The sequence below is a fragment of the Verrucomicrobiia bacterium genome (genome assembly GCA_019634625.1).
In the GTDB taxonomy this organism is placed as follows: domain Bacteria; phylum Verrucomicrobiota; class Verrucomicrobiia; order Limisphaerales; family CAIMTB01; genus CAIMTB01.
The window spans coordinates 194,123-213,800 of record JAHCBA010000005.1 but is presented as its reverse complement, the minus strand read 5'-3'; the positions used below and the strand labels follow the sequence as shown (position 1 = coordinate 213,800).

The window sequence follows — 19,678 nt, the reverse complement described above, 5'->3', positions numbered from 1 at the left end:
CGTCGATGTCGCAGAATCGGGCGAGGTGGTGGAGGATGTTGAGGAGTTTGTTCTTGGCGGAGTCGTCGAGGAGAGGGAGGCGGCCGGCGACGCGGGACATGCAGTGATAGACCGCCGGGAGGGACGGATCGGCCTTGATGCGCGGGGTTCTCATGCGGAGGAGTGTGAGGGGTATGAGCGTGCCATGTAAGAGCGACGGGTGCGGGTGAACCGCAACGATGGGACAAAGTGAAGGATCAAGCAGTTGGGAGTCAATTCTAAATAACCTGTCTCATTGTTTTATTCCTTCCCTCAAGCCTGATCGGCCTTTTCCCACGGTCATGTCCAGGTCCGGCCAAATCGGATGAAATGCCCCCGAACCGCGACGAGCGACGATTTGAGCCGTGGCTTCCAGCTTTACACGAGCGAGGCGTTCGTGCAGGTCTTCACGAGCGCTGTGTGGCGACCGGTTGATCCAAAAGGAGTCGGCGAACTCATGTCTCGCGCTGCTGCAAGCCGGCTGACACACACCGTCGCGTAATCAAACCGCCATGAAGAAACTCTTGCCCGTCATCGCCGGCATCGTGCTCGGCTTGTTGTTCGTCATGTCGGCGGTGGTCATCCTGTTCAATCTGGTCCAGGCGCCGCCGCCGCCGGAAGGTACACCGACGGCAATGTTTTTTGCCGCCTTCGGGCCCACCGGTTACCTGACCTTTGTGAAGGTGTTCGAACTGATCGGCGGCGTCCTGGTCGCGATCCCGAAGACGCGCAACTTCGGCCTGCTCGTGCTCGGACCCATCATCCTGAACATCCTCGCCTTCCATATTTTCATCACGGCCGGCGAAGGGGTGTTCAGTCCGATGATCCTGGTCATCGTAGCGCTCGCGCTGTATCTGCTCTGGGTCGGGAGGAAGCCGTTCGCCGGGCTGCTCAACTGAGACGAGACCCTGCGCGGGAAGCGGGCGGCCGGAGCATTATCGACCTGGCGCACAGGCTGCGGCTCCACGGGATGGACCTGGTCCGACGGATCCATCAGGCCCCGGCCGAAGGGCAGAAGCTCACTCCGCCGGTGCGCATTCAACGGGCCATCAGGCTGAATGAGAGGCATCGACGCGCCCCGGTCTGCGGCTTGCGTGGGCGTCGACCGTTCGACAGGGTGGCTCCATGAATCGATTCGCGTCGCGGTTCCGGGGGCGGGAGTTCCTGATCACGGAGGTGCCGCCCGGGGCAGGGGGATTTCGATGAACCCTTCCGTCGCCGGGCAGGGACGCCGCATTGTCGGGGTCATCCCGGCCCGCTATGCGTCCATCCGGTTTCCCGCCAAGGCCCTCCATCCGATCGCCGGCAAGCCGCTGGTTCAGCATGTTGTGGAGCGGTGCCGGGAGGCCACCAGCCTCCAGGAGGTGATTGTGGCGACCGACGACGACCGGATCGCCGAGGTGGTGAGACCCTTTGCCCGGGTCGAGATGACCCGGCCGGATCATCCGAGCGGCACCGACCGGATCGCCGAGGTGATCGAACGACTGGACGCCGAGGCGGTGGTGAACGTGCAAGGGGACGAACCGTTGATTGACCCCGCGGTGATCGATGCCGTGGCCGGGGCGTTGTCCGGGTCCGAGATGTCCACTGCGGCCGCGCCGTTGCGGGATCCCGGGGATCTGGACGATCCCAACGTGGTGAAGGTGGTGGTCTCGACCTCCGGCCGGGCCCTGTATTTTTCGCGGCGAACGATTCCCTACCTGCGGGACGCTGCGGCCGAGGGAGCCGAGGTGCGCCTGAAGGGGTTTCCCTACCTCAGGCACCTGGGCATCTACGGGTATCGGCGCGAGGCGATCCTTCGGTTGGTGCGCTGGCCGGTCTCCCCGCTGGAGGCGGCCGAACGGCTCGAGCAGCTCCGGGCCCTCGAGAATGACCTCGCGATCGCCGTGGTCCGGGTCGAGTACGAAAGCGTGGGCGTGGACGTCCCCTCGGATGTCGCCCGCGTCGAGTCCCTCCTTGCCCAGCGTTCATGAGGCCCGAGACCTGTCCCCAGTGCGGCGCGGACGTCCCGGCCCGGGCCCGGGCGTGTCCGGAATGCGGGGCCGACGAGCGGACCGGCTGGTCCGATGCGGCACATGCCGACCGGCTGGGATTGCCGTCCGAGGAAGACTTCGATCATGAGGCCTTCGTGCGGGAGGAATTCGGGGGAGAACGGCCTCCGGGGCGGCCCTGGTGGTGGTGGCTGGTGGCGGTGGTTCTTCTGGTGGCGCTGGTCTTCTGGCTGGTCCTGTAACCAACGGGCGGCTTCCCGCCGGGTCGATGTGCCGCAAAAAACACAGTTCCATCCCATGTCCGTGGCCCCCACCATCTCGCCTCCCGTAAGGATCGTGCCGCCGATGGGTGGTTGACGGCATTGCGGGAGAGACCCTTGGGTCCAACGGCATCGACGATGCGGCAATTCGCAACCATCGCGACGAACGCGTTCATGGAGCTGGTGCGCCAGACGGTGTTTCTGGTGCTCCTGAGCGTTTCCGCTGCCTTCATCGTTTTCCTGGCGAACGTGTATTACTTCGCGCTCGGAGACGATCCGAAGCTGACCAAGGACAGCGTGCTGGCGGTGATTTTTCTCACCGGACTGTTCGGGGCGGTGATCGGCGCGGCGGCTTCGGTGGCGCACGAATTGCGGTCGGGGACGGCGCTGGCGGTACTGGCCAAGCCTGTGGGTCGGATTTGCTTTCTGACCGCCAAGTTCGTCGGGGTGGCGATGGCGCTGACGTTGCTGACCGGTGTGAACCTGGTGGCGGCGCTGACGGCCAGCAAGCTGGCCTTCACCTCGTACGGCGAGCCCAACCTGGGGGCGCTGGCGATCTTTTACGGGGCGATGGCCTTGGCCTACGCCATCGGCGGATTCAACAATTTCTTCCTCAACCGGCCGTTCGTTTCGGACACGGTCTTTGCGCTGGCGGCGACGACGCTGGTGGCGTTCGTGGCGATCAACACCTGGGTGGACACGAGCTACATGTTCGCCGAGGGCTACGAGGGCCGGGCGGACCCGCGGCTGATCCCGGCGGTGCTGCTGCTGCTGTTCGCGTTGTGGATTCTGGCGGGGCTGGCGGTGGCCTGCGCCACACGACTCGATCTGATTCCCACGCTGGCGGTGTGCTCGGCGGTGTTCGTGCTGGGCCTGATGTCCGATTACCTCTTCGGCCGCCATGCCGAACCGGCCTGGCGCACCTTCTCGACCCGCGTCGAGGAGCTGACCTCGTCGCCGTGGAACGAATCTCAGAAGCGGCTGCTGCACGAGGTGGTGGCCCGGCACGATGCCAACGGAAGCGGACGCCTGGACGCCGGGGAAGCGGCGGGGCTGTCATCCGAGGAACTTCAGGCGCTGAAGGCGGCCGGATTGAACGGGTCCCTGTGGGCAAGGGTGGCCTACACGGTGGTTCCGAACTGGCAGTTGTTCTGGATGGCGGACGCCCTGCAGGGCACGCAGACCATCCCCGGGCCCTATCTGGTCCGGGCCTTCCTGTACATGGCGTGTTATCTCACCGCGGCGCTGGCGTTGGCGCTGCTGTTGTTTGAAGATCGGGAGCTTACCTGACATGCAGAGAAACCTCGCACGCATCGGTTCGATCAATTCCATCCTCCTGCTGGTGGTGGGCGCGGTGGGTCTCCTTCTGGCGCGCCAGGGGGGGTCCCTGGCCGGTCAGGCGGGCATGGTGTTCTTCGCCGCGGGCCTCCTGGTGGCCGTGTTGAGCTGGTTCCAGATGCGTCTCGAGGAGCGCGAGCGTCTCGAGAAGCTCGAACTCGAGGAACTCGCCCGCTCCTCCAAGGGTTCCACCCTGTTCGACACCGGCGATGCCGAGATCTTCCCCGCCCAGCGCGCCCGGGAACAGTTCGAGCGATTCCTGGTCCCGGCTGCCACGGTCCTGCTGCTGCTCGTCCAGGCGGTGGGGGCCGTCGGGCTTTGGTGGTGGCTGGACCGGCAGTTTGTCGAGCCCCTCGAACAATCCATGCTGCTGATGGCGATGTTCGGGATGTTCTCCCTCATCCTGCTGCTCTTCGGGAAGTACGGCGCGAAACTGGCCCAGCTCGATCGCGACCGCCTCCTTCGGCCCGGGGCCTCTTACGTGCTGCTGGGCGCCGCCATCTGCTTCCTCATCGCCCTCGGCATCGGCGCCGTCGAGGCCGGCTTTCCCCGGGCGGATCTGCTGCTGGCAAGGGGACTCGCCATCCTGCTTGGCATCGGGGCGGTCGAGACGCTGATCGGGCTGACCCTTGAAGTGTACCGGCCCCGGCTGAAGGGGCGACAGGACGCGCGGGTGATCTACGAAAGCCGCCTGGTGGGTCTGCTGGGCCAGCCCGCCGGCATCTTCCACACCGTCGCCCAGGCGCTCGATTACCAGTTCGGATTCAAGGTCTCGGACACCTGGTTCTACCAGTTCCTCCAACGGTCGGCGGGCTACCTTGTCCTGAGCCAGGCCGCTCTCCTTCTGCTGTCCACCTGCGTGGTGTTCATCGATGCCGGCGAACAGGCCGTCTTCGAGCGGAACGGCCGCCCGGTCGCCGGCCGGGAGGTGCTGGGCCCGGGCATCCACTTCAAGCTCCCGTGGCCGATCGATTCGATCCACCGCGAACGGACGCTGGAAGTCCGTTCCTTCACCGTCGGGATCGTCCCGGACCCCGACAAGGAGAAGCAGAAGATCATCGTCTGGACGTCCAGCCACTACCACGAGGAGTACAATCTCCTGGTGGCCAGTCGCGACGCGGCGCCCGGCGGTGCCGATCAGGCGCCACCCGTCAACCTCCTGTCGGTGAGCATCCCGGTGCAGTACCAGATCCGCGACCTCCTCGCCTGGACCACACGCCATGCCAACGCCACCAACCTCCTCGAAAAGATCGCCACCCGCGAAGTGGTGACCTACCTGGTGAGCGTGGACTTCTTCGAGGTGATGTCCGTCGGGCGCGATCAGGCGGCGGCCGACCTCAAGACGCGGATTCAGCAGCAGGCCGACCGGCTGGATCTCGGGGTGGAAGTCCTCTTTGTGGGCATGCAGGACGTTCATCCGCCGGTGGCTGTGGGCAAGGACTTCAATGAGGTCGTGGCGGCCGAGCAGGAGAAGTGGACCATCATCGAGGGGGCCCAGACCTATGCCCTCACCAACGTCATCCTCGCCCGGGCCGAGGCGACCAACCGGATCCGACGGGCCGAGGCGCACCGGACGCGGGTGGTGGCCGCCACCCAGGCGCAGGCCGCGCAGTTCACGAACCAGGTGAAGGCCTTCACCGAGTCCCCGCTGGTCTATGCCCAGCGGGCCTACCTCAACACCCTCGCCCAGGGCGCCGCCAACGCCCGCAAGATCGTGCTGACCGCCACCAACGCGCAGCAGATCGTCAATCTGAACCTCGAGGACAAGACCCGCCCCGACCTCCTCGATGTCGTGGTCGAACCCCGTCAGTGATCCGTCCCGTTCCTTCCGCCCGTCCCCATTCTCCATGAAGACCAGTCGCATCAACCTTGTCATCGGCAGCCTGCTGCTCGCCCTGTTCGTGCTCCTGCTGTTCCTGTTCCAGGTGCGGCAGACCGAGGTCGCCGTGGTCACCACCTTCGGCAAGGCCACCCGGCCGATCACGGACCCCGGCCTCTACCTGAAGCTCCCCTGGCCGATCCAGAAGGTCACCAAGCTCGACAAGCGTCTCCAGGCCTTCGAGGGCAAGTTCGAGGAGACCCTCACCGGCGACAACCGCAACCTCCTGATCCTGGTGTTTGCCGGCTGGCGCATCGGGGATCCGGCCCTTTTCTACACCCGCTTCGCCGAGGGCTCGCTCGCCGAGGCCGAACGCAGCCTCGAAAACATCCTGCGCACCGCCAAGAACGCCGCCGTGGGCCGCCATTCCTTCGCCCGCTTCATCTCGGTCAATCCCGATGACCTGCGCTTCGACCAGATCGAGGCCGAGATTCTCGCCGCCGTTCGCAAGGACGCCGAACCCCAGGGCATCGAGGTGGAGATTGCCCGCATCAAACGCATCGGCCTCCCGGAGAGCGTCACGGAAAAGGTCTTCGACCGCATGCGCGCCGAACGCACCAAGGAGGTCGAACGCCTCAAGGCCGAAGGCGAGGAGGAAGCCATCAAGATCCGCTCCGCTGCCGACCTGGAGCGCGACAAGCTCCTCGCCCAGGCGGATGCCCAGGCAACCCGCATTCGCGGCGAGGGCGAGGCGGAAGCCGCCCGGTCCTTCTCGGTGTTCCAGCAGAATCCCAACCTGGCGATCCTGTTCCTCAAGCTCAATTCCCTCGAGGCCACCCTCAAGGAACGGGCCACCCTGGTCGTCGATCCCCGGACGCCCCCGTTCGATCTCCTCCTCAACCCCCAGCAGCCGGACGAAGTCCAGCCTCCCTTCGCGGTTCGCACCAGCCCATGAAGCCGGACCATCCCCACACCCACGGACCGGACCACCGGCACGGTGATCACCCGCACCGCCACGAGGTGCCCTCCGGGTCCGCCCCCACCCCGGCTCCTCAACCGGATGTCCCCGAGGATTCCGGCACCGTCGCCCTTTCCGAGGCGCTGCGCAGCAGCTTCGTCATCGTCCGCATCCTGCTGGCCGGTCTCGTCCTCTACTTCCTGGGCAGCGGCATCTTCACGGTCGGTTCCCAGGAGCGCGCCATCCTTCTCCGATTCGGGGAACCCATCCGGCGGGGCGGCGAACTCGAACTGGGCCCCGGCCTTCACTGGGCCTTCCCCTATCCCATCGACGAGGCGGTCAAAATCCCGGTCGCCCGCCTCCAGACGGTTCGTTCCACCGTCGGTTGGTACCCTGTCACCCCCGAGATGGAGGCGGCGGGAATCGTGCCGGACGGGGGCCTTTCCCTGAACCCGGCCGAAGGCTACGCCATCACCGGCGACGGCAACCTGATCCATGCCCGCGCCATGGTGCGGTACCGCATCACCGAGCCGCTGAAGTTCTACCTGAACCTCCGCAACGGCGCGGCGATGATGACCAACGTGGTGGACAACGCCCTCGTTTATGCGGCCTCCCAGTTCGATGTGGACGATGCCCTGCGCCGCAATGTCGCCGGTTTCCGGGAGGTGGTCCTGCGGCGGGTCAACGAGCTGGTGGTCGCCCACGACCTCGGCGTCACCATCGAACCCAGCGATGTCGTCGCCATCCCGCCGCGCCAGGTGAAGGAGAATTTCGACGCCGTGCTGTCCGCCGAGGCCGAGCGCGGCAAGAGCGTGAGCGAGGCCCAGGGGTATGCCAACCGGGTCGTCAATGAGGCCCGCGGCCAGGCCACCGCGATCGTCAACGCCGGCGAAACCGCCCGGTCCCGCCTGGTCGAATCGGTGTCCTCCGAGGCCCAGACCTTCGCCAATCTGCTCCCCGAGTACCGGAAGAACCCGGAGTTCTTTCTCGAACGGTTGCGGATCCAGAGCCTCGGCCGCATCCTGACCAATGCGCAGGAGAAGTTCTACCTGCCGCTCGGGCAGCGCGACGAACTGCGCCTGCATCTCAACCGCGAACCGGTCGCGCCGACCAAGGTCGGGCCGGTGTTCTGATCCCCCAGCCGTTCATCGCCATGCAAGTCACCTCCCTCCTCAGCCGGCAATCCGATTCCCACCGCCACGGGAAGGGCGACCCGCACCACGACCACGCGCACCACGACCATCATCACGACCACGCCGACGGCGCGGGCTGCGATCACGACCACTCCCATTCGGAGGTCCGGCTCATCCAGGTGGTGATCGGCCTGCTGTTCGTCATCAACGCCTTCCTGGTGGACTGGTTCTTCCATCGCGGCGCCATGGCCGCCGATGCCAGCGCCATGCTCGGCGCCATCATCCTCGGCTGGCCCATCGTCCGCACCGCCATCAAGGATCTCCGCGCCGGCCGCCTCAGCACCAACGAACTCGTCGCCCTCGCCGTCATCGCCTCCTTCGCTTCCGGCAACTACCGCGAAGCCGGCATGGTCGCCTTCTTCATGCTCATGGGCGAAATCATCGAAACGCGCACCGCCGATGGCGCCCGACGCTCGATCGAGTCCCTCATCAAACTCACCCCCACCAAGGCCCGCCGCATCCGCTCCGACGGTGGCGAGGAAGAGGTCGCCGCCTCGGAACTCGCCATCGGCGATGTCATCCGCGTCCGGCCCGGTGACAACGTCTCGGCCGACGGCATCATCCTCACCGGCCAGACGTCGATCAACCAGGCCAACATCACCGGCGAATCGCTGCCCGTGGACAAGAAGTCGGGCGACGAGGTCTTCGCCGGGACCCAGAACCTCACCGGCGTCCTCGAGGTGAAGGTCAATCGCGCCGGTCAGGACACCACCCTCGGCCGGGTCCGTTCCCTCATCCTGGCCGCCGAACAGACCAAGCTCCCGATCATGCGGATCGTGGACCAGTACATGGGGTTCTACACCCCGCTGGTGCTGGTCATCGGCGCCCTGGTATGGACCTTCACCCAGGACCTGAGCCGGGTGATCGCGGTCTTCATCGTCGCCTGCCCCTGCGCCTTCATCCTCGCCACCCCGACCGCCATGGTCGCCGCCCTTTCCGCCGCCGCCCGCCTCGGCATCCTGGTGAAGAACATCGCCAATATCGAACTGGCGGCCCGCATCAATGCCTTCGTCTTCGACAAGACGGGCACCATCACCCACGGACGTCTCGCCGTCAGTCGCCTCGCCCCGCTGGGCGACACCAAACCCGCCGTCCTCCTCCGCCTCGCCTCCTCCGCCGAGAAGTACAGCAACCATCCCACCGCCAAGGCCCTCGCCTCCCTCGCCGCCGAGGCCGGCGTGCCCCTGTCCGAACCGCAGGACTTCACCGAGACCGCGGGACGCGGTGTCAGCGCCGTCGTGGACGGTCAGAAGATCCTGGTCGGACGCGCCCAGTGGCTCATCGACAGCGGTGTGACCGATGATTTCCTCGCCTCGGTGGATCTGAACGAGACCGAGGGTTTCAGCCTCGTCTTCGTCGCCGTGGACGGGCGATGCATCGGCTGGATCGGCCTCCAGGACCAGACCCGCGCCGAGGCCCGCGATGCCGTGAGCGAGCTCAAGGTCATCGGCGTTCGCCGCATCGCCATGGTCAGCGGTGACCGTTCCCCGGTCGCGCATCGGGTCGGTGCCGAGGTCGGTTGTGACGAGGTCGTCGGCGAGTGTCTCCCGCAGAACAAGGTCGAGTTCGTCAAGGCGATCCGTGCCAAGGGCTATCGCGTGGCGGTGATCGGCGACGGCGTCAACGACGCTCCCGCCCTGGCCGCCGGGGACCTTGGCGTGGCCATGGGCGCGGCGGGCAGCGAGGTGGCCATCAACAGCGCCTCGATCGCGCTGATGAACAACGATCTCCGCCGGCTCCCGTTCCTGGTCCGGCTCTCCCGCATGACCCGTTCGGTGATCAACCAGAACTTCATGGTGGGCGTGGTCTTCGTGATCGGCGGCCTGGTGCTCGCCGCGATGAAGTACATCGACCCCATCCTCGCCGCCATCATGCACGTGGTCGGCGCCCTGCTGGTGGTCTTCAACAGCTTCCGCCTCGTCCGCCAGGGCGAGGAACTCGAACCGTTCGTCACCGAACCGGCCGGCCCGGCCTCCACGGACAGTAAGGGAACAGGTGCCCCCTCCCAAAGCCGCCTCGAACAGAAGACCGCCTGAGCCACCCGAGGCCCCAGCCGTGACGTCGCGCCTCCAGTGTCTGCCGGCATCCGAAGATGCCATGGGTCCCTCGAAGCGGGTCGTCGGAGGGCCAGATTCCACGAGGCCGGCCAGGGGTTGGACCCAGACCCATGGCGATCCTCGCTGCGGAACGCCGGACCACCAAACCTCCAGCCCGACGCCTGACGCCCCAGCCTTTCCCCACTCCACGGACGACCTCCCGGTTCCAATTCCAGCCTCATGAGCCAACCCTCCGCCCTGCTCACCGGTTCTGTTCCCGCGCCGCCCGCCGCCGACACGGCGCCTGCCCGGGATGCCGTCGTTCGCGTGTCCGGCCTGAGCAAGATCTTCAAGGACTTCTGGGGTCGGCCCAAGGCGCGGGCCGTGGACAACGTGGCCTTCGAGGTGCGCCGGGGCGAGGTGTTCGGCCTGCTCGGACCCAACGGCTCGGGAAAGTCCACGACGGTCAAGATGCTCCTCGGTCTGCTCTACCCGACCAAGGGTGTGATCGAGGTCTTCGGGCGGTCCCCGCGCCATGTGGCCACCAAGGCCCGCATCGGCTACCTGCCGGAGGAGAGCTACCTCTACCGCTACCTGGATTCGCGGGAGACGCTCGATTTCTTTGGCAACCTCTTCCAGCTCCCCGCCGACAAGCGCAAGGATCGCACCGAGCAGTTGCTCGAAATGGTCGGGCTCAAGAATGTCCAGCGCCGCGTCGTCGGCGAGTTTTCCAAGGGCATGCAGCGCCGGATCGGCCTCGCCCAGGCCCTGATCAACGACCCCGACCTCGTCATCCTCGACGAACCCACCTCCGGACTCGACCCGATCGGCTGCCGCGAGGTGAAGGATGTCATCCTCGCCCTCGCCCGCCGCGGCAAGACGGTCATCCTCAGCAGCCATCTCCTCGCCGATGTTCAGGATGTCTGTGACCGGGTGGTGATCTACTACGGGGGTCGCATCCAGGCCATGGGCTCCCTCTCCGAACTGCTCACCGAACGCGACTCGATCCGCATCACGGCCCCCGTCCTTCCCCGCGCCACCCTGGAACGGGTTCTCGAAATCCTCCGGGCCGAGGCGCCGTCCGCGGACGCCATCCGGCTCGATTCCCCCACCCAGAACCTCGAAAGCTATTTCCTCGGAGTCGTCCAGCGGGCCCGCGCCGCCGAGGCCCAGACTTCCGGTGCCACTTCCGGCGGTCGCGTGGCCGCCTATCTCCAGTCCGGGACTCCTGCGTCGCCGGCCGATGGCGACCGGCTTCTCGACCGGCTGGCCGCCCCCGTGGTCCCGGCGACGCCGGCTCCCGCGCCCGCGCCCGCTCCGGCCGCACCCGAACCGGACGAGACGCGCCTCGCGAAACTCGCCCAGTCCGCCGCCCGGCCCGAGCCCGAATCCACACCGGCCGCTCCGGCCGCCAAGCCCCCGGCAGAGGAGTTGTCGAAGGCGGATGACAAACTCTCCTCCCTGCTGGGTGGGCGTCCCCAATGACACGGGTGTTCCAGATCTTTCGCGAACGGTCAGGTCCGTACCGGGCCATCCCGACGGGACCGGCGTGGACCGCCCTGCCCGCCCCCTGGTTGTGGGCCTTTGCCAACCGCCTGTGGTGGCGGGCTCTGCTGCTCCTTGGGGCCGATGCACTGGTGGCGGCGCTGGTGCCGTCGCTGCTCGGTGTCCAGACCGTCGCCCTGGCACTGATCCTCCTGATCCCGCGATGCCTCGCCGTGACCCGAGGCCACGGTTGGCTGGCGGCGGACTTCGAGGATCGCGGGCATTCGTACCTCGGCGACATCCTTGCCGCATCCCGCTCCGATGCCATCGCCCAGGTGGCCCGGCGGGATGGGGTCATTCCTGCGGAACGGCGTCCACGCGTGGCTCCTTCCCTCTTCCGCTGGCCGCCCGCCTCCCTCCAGCAGATCTGGGCGGTGGCCATGCTCACGGTCCGCGCCGCCTTCCGTTACCGGCTGGTGGTGGTGCTGATCGCCCTGCTGCTCGGTACCGTGGTGGTGCTGCCCAACATCATCAAACACGACGAAACGGCCCAGGGCTTCACCCAGATTCTCCTCACCTACACGCTCGGGATCACCACCGCCCTCCTCAGTCTGGTCACCCTCTGGCTGGCCTGCGGGACCCTGGCCCGCGACGTGGACGAGTGCCAGATGCAGATGGTCGCCACCAAACCGATCCCGCGCTGGCAGATCTGGCTGGGCAAGTGGATCGGGATCATGGCGCTCAACACCCTCCTCCTCGGCGTCGCGGCGACGGCGGTGTTCCTCCTCATGCAGTGGCGGGCCACCCAGCTCCCGCCCCACGTCCAGGAGGCTCTCCGCAATAATGTCCTCACCGCCCGCGCCTCGATGAGTGAAAAGCCCCCGGACATCGAAGGGGCCGTGGACCGCGTCATCCGTGACCGGTTGCCCGAACTCCAGTCCCGCGGAATCAACCTGCGCGAGTTCCGTGTTCACGCCCGGGAGATGCTCAAGGCCCAGGATCAACTCCTGCCCCCGGAGTATGCCCGCCAGTTTCGCCTCAATGTCCGCGGCGTGGCCCGGCCGGGCACCGCCATTCCCGTCTTCGTCCGGGTCAATTTCCACACGCCCGTCCTGGGACCCCGCCGCCCCTACGAACTCGAGATCGTCGCCGGGCCGCCCGAAACGGCTCAGCGCCGGCATGCCTTCCGCTCGCTGGCGGCCGAAACCGCCCATGAGATCGACATGGGACCCGTCGTCGTCGACCCCAACGGGTTCCTGGTCGTGGATGTCATCAACCGGAGCGACACGCCCCTCATCCTCCCCATCGAGGACGGCTTCGAGCTGCTCTACCGGGAAGGCGGCTTCGAGCTGAACTACATCCGGGCCATGCTGGTGACCCTCTGCGGACTCGGCCTCCTGGCGGCCATCGGCCTGGCTGCCGCCAGCTTTCTGTCCTTCCCCGTCGCCGCCTTCCTCGCCACCACCGTCCTTATCGTCGGGCTCTCGACGGGCACGCTTCGCACCGTGGTCGAGGATCGCACCGTGCTGGGGATGGACCACCACACCAACCAGCCGCTGTTTCCCGTGGTCGATGCCCTGATGGTCCCGGCCTTCAAGCTGCTGCTCGACGGCATCAACCTCGTCCGCCAGTTCGCCCCCATCGACGCTGTCAGCAGCGGGCGCAGCGTCACCTGGACCGATGTGGCCAAGGCCGTCGGTCTGGTGGTGATCCTTTTCGGAGGCGTCTTTGCCGCCATCGGAATGATCACCTTCACCCGCCGGGAACTCGCCACGGCCCAATCCAACGTCTGACATGCGCGGCCGCCTTCTCCACTGGTCCCTGCTCGCCGTGACGGTCTTGGCGCTGTTGGGCGCCTCGACGGCCCAGCGGACCCTTAATCGCGACCGCGAAGAACTCGGCCTGACCCGCGCCACCCCGCTCGAAAACGCTCCGCCGGTCCTCGCCTTCACCACCGTCGCCCTGGGTGGCTTCCGCGGGCTCATCGCCAACGCCCTCTGGATCCGCATGGACGAACTCCAGCAGGACGGGAAGTACTTCGAGATGGTCCAGCTCGCCGACTGGATCAGCAAACTGCAGCCCAACATCCCCCAGGTCTGGGTCCACCTCGCCTGGAACATGTCGTACAACGTCTCCGTCCAGATTCCCGATCTGCCCGCCCGCTGGCCCTGGGTCCGGCGCGGCATCGAACTGCTCCGGGACGAGGGTCTTCGCTACAACCCGCACGATCCCCTGATCTACCGCGAACTCGCCTGGCATTTTCAGCACAAGATGGGCGCCGACCTCGACGACGCCCACTGGATCTACAAGACGCAATGGGCCGGTGAAATGGCCGGACTCCTCGGCGACGGGCGGCCCGACTGGGATTCACTCATCGAACCCCGCACCGACGAGCAGCGGGAACGCGTCCGGATCCTGCGCCAGGAATACAAGCTCGACCCCGCCTTCATGCGCCGCGTGGACGAAACCTACGGTCCCCTCGAATGGCGCCTGCCCGAGTCCCACGCGATCTACTGGGCCATGCTCGGTCTCGAGAACGCCCGCACCCGCGAGCAGCTCATCCAGCTTCGGCGCGTCATTTACCAGTCCCTCCATCTCGCCTGCATCCGGGGGCGGCTCTTTGCTGTGAACAAGGCCGGTGACGACGCGCCCCGTTACGACATCGGCCCCAATCTCGCCCTCGTCGAGAAAGCCAACCAGGCCTACGAGGACATGATCCGCGACGACGAGGAAATGCGGCAGAACATCCAGACCGGGCACCGGAACTTCCTTCGCGAAGCGGCCTGGGGACTGTTCACCCACAACCGCATCACCGAGGCCAACCGCTGGTTCCGCAAACTTCAGGAAACCTACCCCGGCGCCGTCCCCGAGGGCATGACCCTCGACGAGTACGCCGTTGCGCGCGTCACCGAGTACGCCGGCGAGACGTCCCGCAACAAGACCACCCTGATCATCGAGGGCTATCTCCAGCGGTCCTATTACTTTGTGGCGGTGGGTGAAATGGACCAGGCCGACGGGTACGCCCGCATCGCCAACCGCATTTACCAGACCTACGCCCGGGGCACCGAGTTCGAGACCATGCGGGGCAGTGAGAAGGTCCGGGTGGACCGCGTCGATCTCGATCCCCTCCCGGAAATCCGGCGACGCGTCCTCGATGAAATGCTCGATCCCCGGACAGGGTTCCTCGACCCGGTTCTGGAGGCCCAGCTCCGTACCGCCCTGGGGCTGCCCGGCGCTGCCCAAGGGCCTGCCCGTGGCCCTGCCGCCCCCCGCCCACCCGCTGGCACCAACGCCGCCCCGCGCAGCCCTGCGCCTTAGCGTCTCCAGATCTGACCCCTGGCCCGGCTCAAGGCAAAGCCTCCGCCCCTGCAACGCGGGCGGGGCTCGATCCGGCCAGACGCAGATCGCCTGCCCCGACATCCCGGAACTCCAGCGGCGTTCCGTAGATTCCGTCCGTCTCCGGGACCGGCAGCGTCGGACGGCTCCGAGCCGGGTCGTCCATGCAGTGCCACCAATTGCGGGCGAACAGGAATGTCCCGGGGGCGGTGTTGGAGCCGACATTCACCCCGCCCCCCGACCAGGACGCCGAGTGAAACGCCACGAGGTTGTCCGTGAACCGCCCTCCGCGGCACGCGACAAACCCCGGGGCCGTGGTCTCCTGAAGAATGCGGATCGCCCACCGTTGCGGCCGGTAGATTGTGTTGAACCGAACCTCGGCGCCGTCCACACCCACGAAGGCGATCGGAGACGAGGACCCGATGAAGGTATTGCCCTCGACACGGATGTTCCGGGCCTCCCAGTGCTCGGTGCCGTGCACGAGTGGCGGCCGGAAGAACTCCAGTCCCGTGCTGCCACCGATATTCACCGCCCGCGCCCCGGCGTGCTCGAACCGATTGCGGCGCACTGTCACGCCGCTCGTGCCCCCCTTCGCCTGCACGCCGCTTCCGTTCGAAGCCGCCACCGCTTCGGTGTGCCGGAGGACGTTCCCGACGATCAGCCCGTCGTGGCACCCGACCATGTCGATGCCCGAACCGCCGCTGCCCCAATGTTGGATCACGCACGCTTCCACCAGGAACCCCACCACCCCGGACAACTTGATCCCATCCCGGTTTCCCGTCGGCCCCACGTCCTCCACCCGGAGCCGCCGGAGCACCACGTTCCTGGCTGGCGTCTCGAAGGTGCCGCCGTCGTCGATGTTCAACCCGTTCCCGCTGGCCTCGCGAAACACCAGATCCCGAAGCTCCACATGAACCGGTTCCGACAGGTGGATGCCGTTGGCTCCCCCCTCGATCACCGGCGGATCCTCGGGGTCGAGACCGCCCAACACGACCGGCGCTTCGGCGGTTCCCTGCAGGCCCCGGAAATGGAATCCCCCCGGATACCGCCCCGGCCTCAACAGAATGGTCGTGCCCGGCCGGGCCCGGCCCATGGCCTCGCGCACCCCCCCGGCGTCGCGAACCACGAACGTCTGCCTTGTTGGCCCGGTCGGTGGCGCCAGGTCGGGTTGGAGCAGTTCCTCGGCAAATGCCGACGCGGCCACCGCCGTCCCCATCCATATCCCCAACCATCCCGCGAGACCGGAACCGCAGTTGTCGAAGGTGAGGCTCATGACACCGACTCTCACCCGGGGCGCCGCGAAAAGCGATCCGAGGCGAAACCCAACCGAGATCGGTGCCGCCCCTTCGCTGGCGAGGGCGACGACCTTCCCGTCGGCCGCTCAGAAGTACCGCCCTGACAGCGCTGCCACCCATGCCCCCTGCACCAGCAGGGCCAGCACGGTCAGACACCCCACCGCCCAGGCCGGGTGGTGCCGCTGGAGCCGGTCCAGAATTGGACACGCGCCCAGACTGGCCCCGGCCAGGGTCAGCATCCCCAACGGCATGGCGTAACGGGCATGCAGATTGCGCGGCCAGTACGCCGCAGCCAGCAACGCCAGGCACACCACGACGGCCGCCGCCGCAAAGACCAGCCACACACCGCCGGCTCCATCCCGTCCCCTCACCACCCCCCAACCGAGCCGCACCACCCCGGCCAGCGCCAGAGACATCCCCATCCCAACCACCCATCCCGCCACCCGCACCTCCCCCATCAACAGTCCGGTCCAAAACGCCCGCACCAGAATCACATCCCTTGGCATTGGCGTCAGATTGGCCGCCCACACCGCCAGCACCTCCCGCACCTGCCTCCCACGGTCCACCTCCGTCGCCGGAAACTGAATCTCCCCGACGGTCCGCACCGGACATCCCGTGCTTGGCACCACCGGGTAATGGCGCCACGGACCTTCCCGGTCCGGCAGGACGGGCGGGGTTCGGACGACAGACACCAGCGCCACCGCCACCCCACCCACCAAGACCAGCCATCCGCCCACGCACCCGGCCCGCCGCCATCGCTCCCTGGCTTCGGTCCGCCACCCTGCCCCCACTCGGCCCGCGACCGCTTCCAGCAGCGCCATGCCTCCGCAGAACAGCCCCCAAAGCAACGCCGGTTCCCGCCACCCGGGACGGTTCCCCATTTCACCCTCCCCCCACCCGGCCCGACGGAACAGCTCCGCATCGAACGCCTCCGTCGTGAGCCCTCGGCACACGGCAAACCCGGCGGCGACCCAACCCCACCCCACCCACATCGACCGCGTTCCCCACCCGGCACGCGGGACACCCTCGCGCGCCTGCCACCCCTGCCTCCAAGGCCGGTGCCCCAGCCACAACGCCACCGCCGCCACCCAGGGAATCGCGTTCAGCGAGGTGTGGAAGGCCAATCCCAACGCCACGCCAAGCGTCCCCGCCACCCACGGGTCCCAGTCCCGTCGCCACCACGTCGCCGTCACCGCGCCCCCCAGGAGTCCCGCCACGCCAATCAGGACCGCGTAGTTGCTGACCGTCCCCAGGACCACGGCCAACGGCATCCACAGCAGCACCCACCCCACGTGCAGCCGTCCCCCGCCCCCGGGTGCCGCCCTTGCCGCAAGCGCGGCCCCGATCCCCAGCAGCACCGCGCCCATTCCCACCTGCCCCGCCCGCACCCACAGCAGCCGCTCCGCCGCCGGCCTCCCTTCCGTCATCCATGCCGTCGCCCCCCACAACCGCGCCACCCACGGAGATCGCCACCGGTAATCCTGGATCCACGCGTCCATCCGCCCGGGCTCCAGCGCGCCGCGGTTGAAATAAAGTCCGTCCGCCTCCCGCAGGCTCCCCGTCGTCAGCTTCGCGTCCGGTTGCGCCACCAACCCGCCCACCCACTCCTTGCCCGTCATCGCCACGACCGCATCCAGCAACGCCGGATCCTCGATCGCCCGCGCATAGGACATCGCATGGCGTGCTTCGTCGGCTCCGTGCAACGGCGGCACCCAGTGCACCGCCGGCAGCCCAAACCCCAGAACTCCGGCCGTCACCCCTGCCAATCCCCATCGACCCGGCCATCGACCATTCCCCCTCGCCAGCACCGCGAGGCATCCCATCCCCAGCCCTGCCATCGCGCCCGCCACCCCCCAGATCCACAGCACCGTCGCCGTCCCAATCCCCGACACCCGGGCCAGCAGCGCGACCCGCGACGGCACCGGTTCCTCCAGCGGCGTCGCCGCGATCCCTTCCGGATAGAAAAGGTTCGTCGTCCCGGGCGCCTGTCCCGGCATCGACCCCAGCCGCACCACCAGTCGCCCAAGGGGCGGCGTGCCCGCCTCCTCCGATCCACCCGAAAGGGTCCGCACCCAACCCCGCAGATACCGCGGCCCGCCATCGCGTGTCTCGATGATCATCCCGACACTCGTCGGGCTCTCTCCATCGGTCGGTTCGGTCCCATCGCTCCCCGGAACCTCCGCCACAAATCTTAACAGGTGACCGCGGCGGGCCTGCTCCGGCCGCTCCAACCGGAACGCGCGCCCCCCCGGCAACCGCAACCATCCCGACACCAGGCCCAGGGGTTCCTCGCCCAGCCACGGCGCATGATCTCCCGCCACCCGGTCGAGATACACCCCGACTTGCAGCAGCCCGTCCTCCGGCAGATCGAACCGCGGAACGTGTCGATCCTCCCCAAGCCGGCCCATCGGCCCGTCGTACCGGGGAAGATCCCATTCGATCCGGTGCCGGTAACGTCCCGGCCCGCGATGTTCCACCACCAGGGGCAGCGCGTAGGGCTCGTTCCTCCCGCTGGCCAGCAACGCGATGTTCTCCGTCGCCCGGAAGTGCAGCGGCATCGTCTCGAAGGCCGGCGACGCCGCCAGCCCGTAACCCAGCAGCACCCCCACCCATGCCAGGGCCGTCACCCAGCCCGCCACCCAGGGCACCCATCCGCCCCGTTCCATGCCGCCCCCCGTGCGGCCCTCGTCCAGCCCGCCCTCCTCCGCCCCGCGCCGACGGCTCCGACGCAACCTCGATCGCGGCGCGTGATCCATGGCGCGCGGCCCTCACCAGACTTCGACCGGACCCCGCGGCACCGGAATTGCCCCGCGCTCCGCCACCGCCGGGCCCGCCTCCCATCCGGTCTCCACAAACCCGGTCGCCAGCGGCGCCGGACGAAACCTCGGCAGCAGCTCGCCGGTCCCGTCGCAGAAGGTCGCCCGCCAGGCGCAATAGCGATCCAGCAAACCCTCGAACTCCGCCCGGGAGGTCAACTGCACCACCCCCTTGTTGAACACGCTCGCCGGACCAAACCGCCGTGCGTACCACGGCCCCACCTTGCGGAACATCACGCACCCGTGCTTCTCCCCGAACACTTCCGTCATCAGCTCCAGGTGCCGTCGCATCAGCCGCACCCGCTCATCGAACGACGGCTCGGGCGGACACACCCCCGTGTCGAGATACGACCGCGTCCTCCGGAAGATCCAGGGATCGTAGAACGCCCCGCGCCCGATGCTCACCCCGGCGCATCCCGTCGCCTCGATCATCGCCCGCGCCGCCTCCGGCGTCGTCACATCCCCGTTCCCGATCACCGGAATCCGCTCCACCGCCTCCACCACCCGCCGGATCCCCTCCAGACTGACCGTCCCCGAAAAGCCCTGCGCCCGCGTCCGCCCATGCACAAAGACCGCCGCCACCCCCACCTCCTCCAACGCCCGCGCCAGATCCGGCGCCGTCAGATTCTCCTCGTCCCAGCCCAGCCGCATCTTCGCCGTCACCGGCACCCGCACCGCCTCGACCATCCCGCCCACCAGCCTCTGGGTGCGGCCCAGCTCGGACATCATCGCTGATCCCCCGCCCACCCGGCAGACCTTCCGCACCGGGCAACCCATGTTGATGTCGATAGAACTCACCCCGAGCTGCTCCAGCCTCCGTGCCGCCTCCCGCATCTCCTCGGGAACGGCCCCGAACAACTGCACCGCCAGCGGCCGGTCCCGCTCGTTCGACTCAATGAGCTTCAGGGCCTTGGGATTCCCCTCGATCAGCGACCGGGCGTTCACCAGGTCGGTGGTGCAGAGATCCACCCCGCCCACCTCGCGGACCAACGTGCGAAAAGGCAGGTTGGTGTACCCCGCGAGAGGCGAAAGAAACAGGTTCGACCCCAGCCGGAGCGAACCGAAGAACAACGCGCCACCCGTCATGCGACCGCCGTTCTAACACCCCGCCCCGCTCCCCGCCACCCCATCAT

The 19,678-nt window shown here is 67.6% G+C and carries 14 protein-coding genes; 11 read left to right on the top strand and 3 right to left on the bottom strand.

Going from position 1 to position 19,678, the window contains the following annotated elements:
- Positions 1 to 530 precede the first annotated feature (530 nt).
- The 11 genes from KF833_05055 (at position 531) to KF833_05005 (ending at position 14,416) form a co-directional block, all read left to right on the top strand.
- Positions 531 to 917, top strand: coding sequence for a hypothetical protein (locus tag KF833_05055; protein ID MBX3744656.1), 387 nt, complete (start codon positions 531 to 533; stop codon positions 915 to 917).
- A 303-nt stretch (positions 918 to 1,220) separates the two neighbouring features.
- On the top strand, positions 1,221 to 1,991 hold the full coding sequence (gene kdsB / locus KF833_05050) for a 3-deoxy-manno-octulosonate cytidylyltransferase (GenBank protein ID MBX3744655.1): 771 nt from the start codon (positions 1,221 to 1,223) through the stop codon (positions 1,989 to 1,991).
- On the top strand, positions 1,988 to 2,251 hold the full coding sequence (locus KF833_05045; protein MBX3744654.1) for a zinc-ribbon domain-containing protein: 264 nt from the start codon (positions 1,988 to 1,990) through the stop codon (positions 2,249 to 2,251). Before kdsB ends, KF833_05045 begins: the two co-directional genes overlap by 4 nt.
- A gap of 156 nt (positions 2,252 to 2,407) precedes the next feature.
- Positions 2,408 to 3,559 carry an ABC transporter permease gene (locus KF833_05040; GenBank protein ID MBX3744653.1) on the top strand — a complete coding sequence of 384 codons (1,152 nt, stop codon included), beginning with the start codon at positions 2,408 to 2,410 and terminating at the stop codon, positions 3,557 to 3,559.
- A 1-nt stretch (position 3,560) separates the two neighbouring features.
- Complete coding sequence (locus KF833_05035; protein ID MBX3744652.1) at positions 3,561 to 5,420, top strand: protease modulator HflK; 1,860 nt, start codon at positions 3,561 to 3,563, stop codon at positions 5,418 to 5,420.
- A gap of 34 nt (positions 5,421 to 5,454) precedes the next feature.
- On the top strand, positions 5,455 to 6,381 hold the full coding sequence (locus KF833_05030; GenBank protein ID MBX3744651.1) for a protease modulator HflC: 927 nt from the start codon (positions 5,455 to 5,457) through the stop codon (positions 6,379 to 6,381).
- On the top strand, positions 6,378 to 7,517 hold the full coding sequence (locus tag KF833_05025; GenBank protein ID MBX3744650.1) for a protease modulator HflK: 1,140 nt from the start codon (positions 6,378 to 6,380) through the stop codon (positions 7,515 to 7,517). Before KF833_05030 ends, KF833_05025 begins: the two co-directional genes overlap by 4 nt.
- 20 nt (positions 7,518 to 7,537) lie before the next feature.
- On the top strand, positions 7,538 to 9,613 hold the full coding sequence (locus tag KF833_05020) for a cation-translocating P-type ATPase (protein ID MBX3744649.1): 2,076 nt from the start codon (positions 7,538 to 7,540) through the stop codon (positions 9,611 to 9,613).
- Between the two features lie 240 nt (positions 9,614 to 9,853).
- Positions 9,854 to 11,098, top strand: coding sequence for an ABC transporter ATP-binding protein (locus KF833_05015; GenBank protein ID MBX3744648.1), 1,245 nt, complete (start codon positions 9,854 to 9,856; stop codon positions 11,096 to 11,098).
- Positions 11,095 to 12,891: a hypothetical protein gene (locus KF833_05010; GenBank protein MBX3744647.1), complete on the top strand. Its 1,797-nt coding sequence runs from the start codon at positions 11,095 to 11,097 to the stop codon at positions 12,889 to 12,891. Before KF833_05015 ends, KF833_05010 begins: the two co-directional genes overlap by 4 nt.
- A gap of 1 nt (position 12,892) precedes the next feature.
- Positions 12,893 to 14,416 (top strand): hypothetical protein, encoded by a 1,524-nt coding sequence (locus KF833_05005; GenBank protein MBX3744646.1) that lies wholly within the window; start codon positions 12,893 to 12,895, stop codon positions 14,414 to 14,416.
- Positions 14,417 to 14,444: 28 nt separating this feature from the next.
- Here KF833_05005 and KF833_05000 read toward each other — a convergent pair whose 3' ends face one another.
- The 3 genes from KF833_05000 to dusB all read right to left on the bottom strand — a co-directional run bounded on the left by KF833_05000 (position 14,445) and on the right by dusB (position 19,631).
- Positions 14,445 to 15,707 carry a right-handed parallel beta-helix repeat-containing protein gene (locus tag KF833_05000; protein MBX3744645.1) on the bottom strand — a complete coding sequence of 421 codons (1,263 nt, stop codon included), beginning with the start codon at positions 15,705 to 15,707 and terminating at the stop codon, positions 14,445 to 14,447.
- A 108-nt stretch (positions 15,708 to 15,815) separates the two neighbouring features.
- Positions 15,816 to 18,485 carry a hypothetical protein gene (locus tag KF833_04995; GenBank protein MBX3744644.1) on the bottom strand — a complete coding sequence of 890 codons (2,670 nt, stop codon included), beginning with the start codon at positions 18,483 to 18,485 and terminating at the stop codon, positions 15,816 to 15,818.
- Positions 18,486 to 18,497: 12 nt separating this feature from the next.
- Positions 18,498 to 19,631 (bottom strand): tRNA dihydrouridine synthase DusB, encoded by a 1,134-nt coding sequence (gene dusB / locus KF833_04990; protein ID MBX3744643.1) that lies wholly within the window; start codon positions 19,629 to 19,631, stop codon positions 18,498 to 18,500.
- Between the last annotated feature and the right edge of the window lie 47 nt (positions 19,632 to 19,678).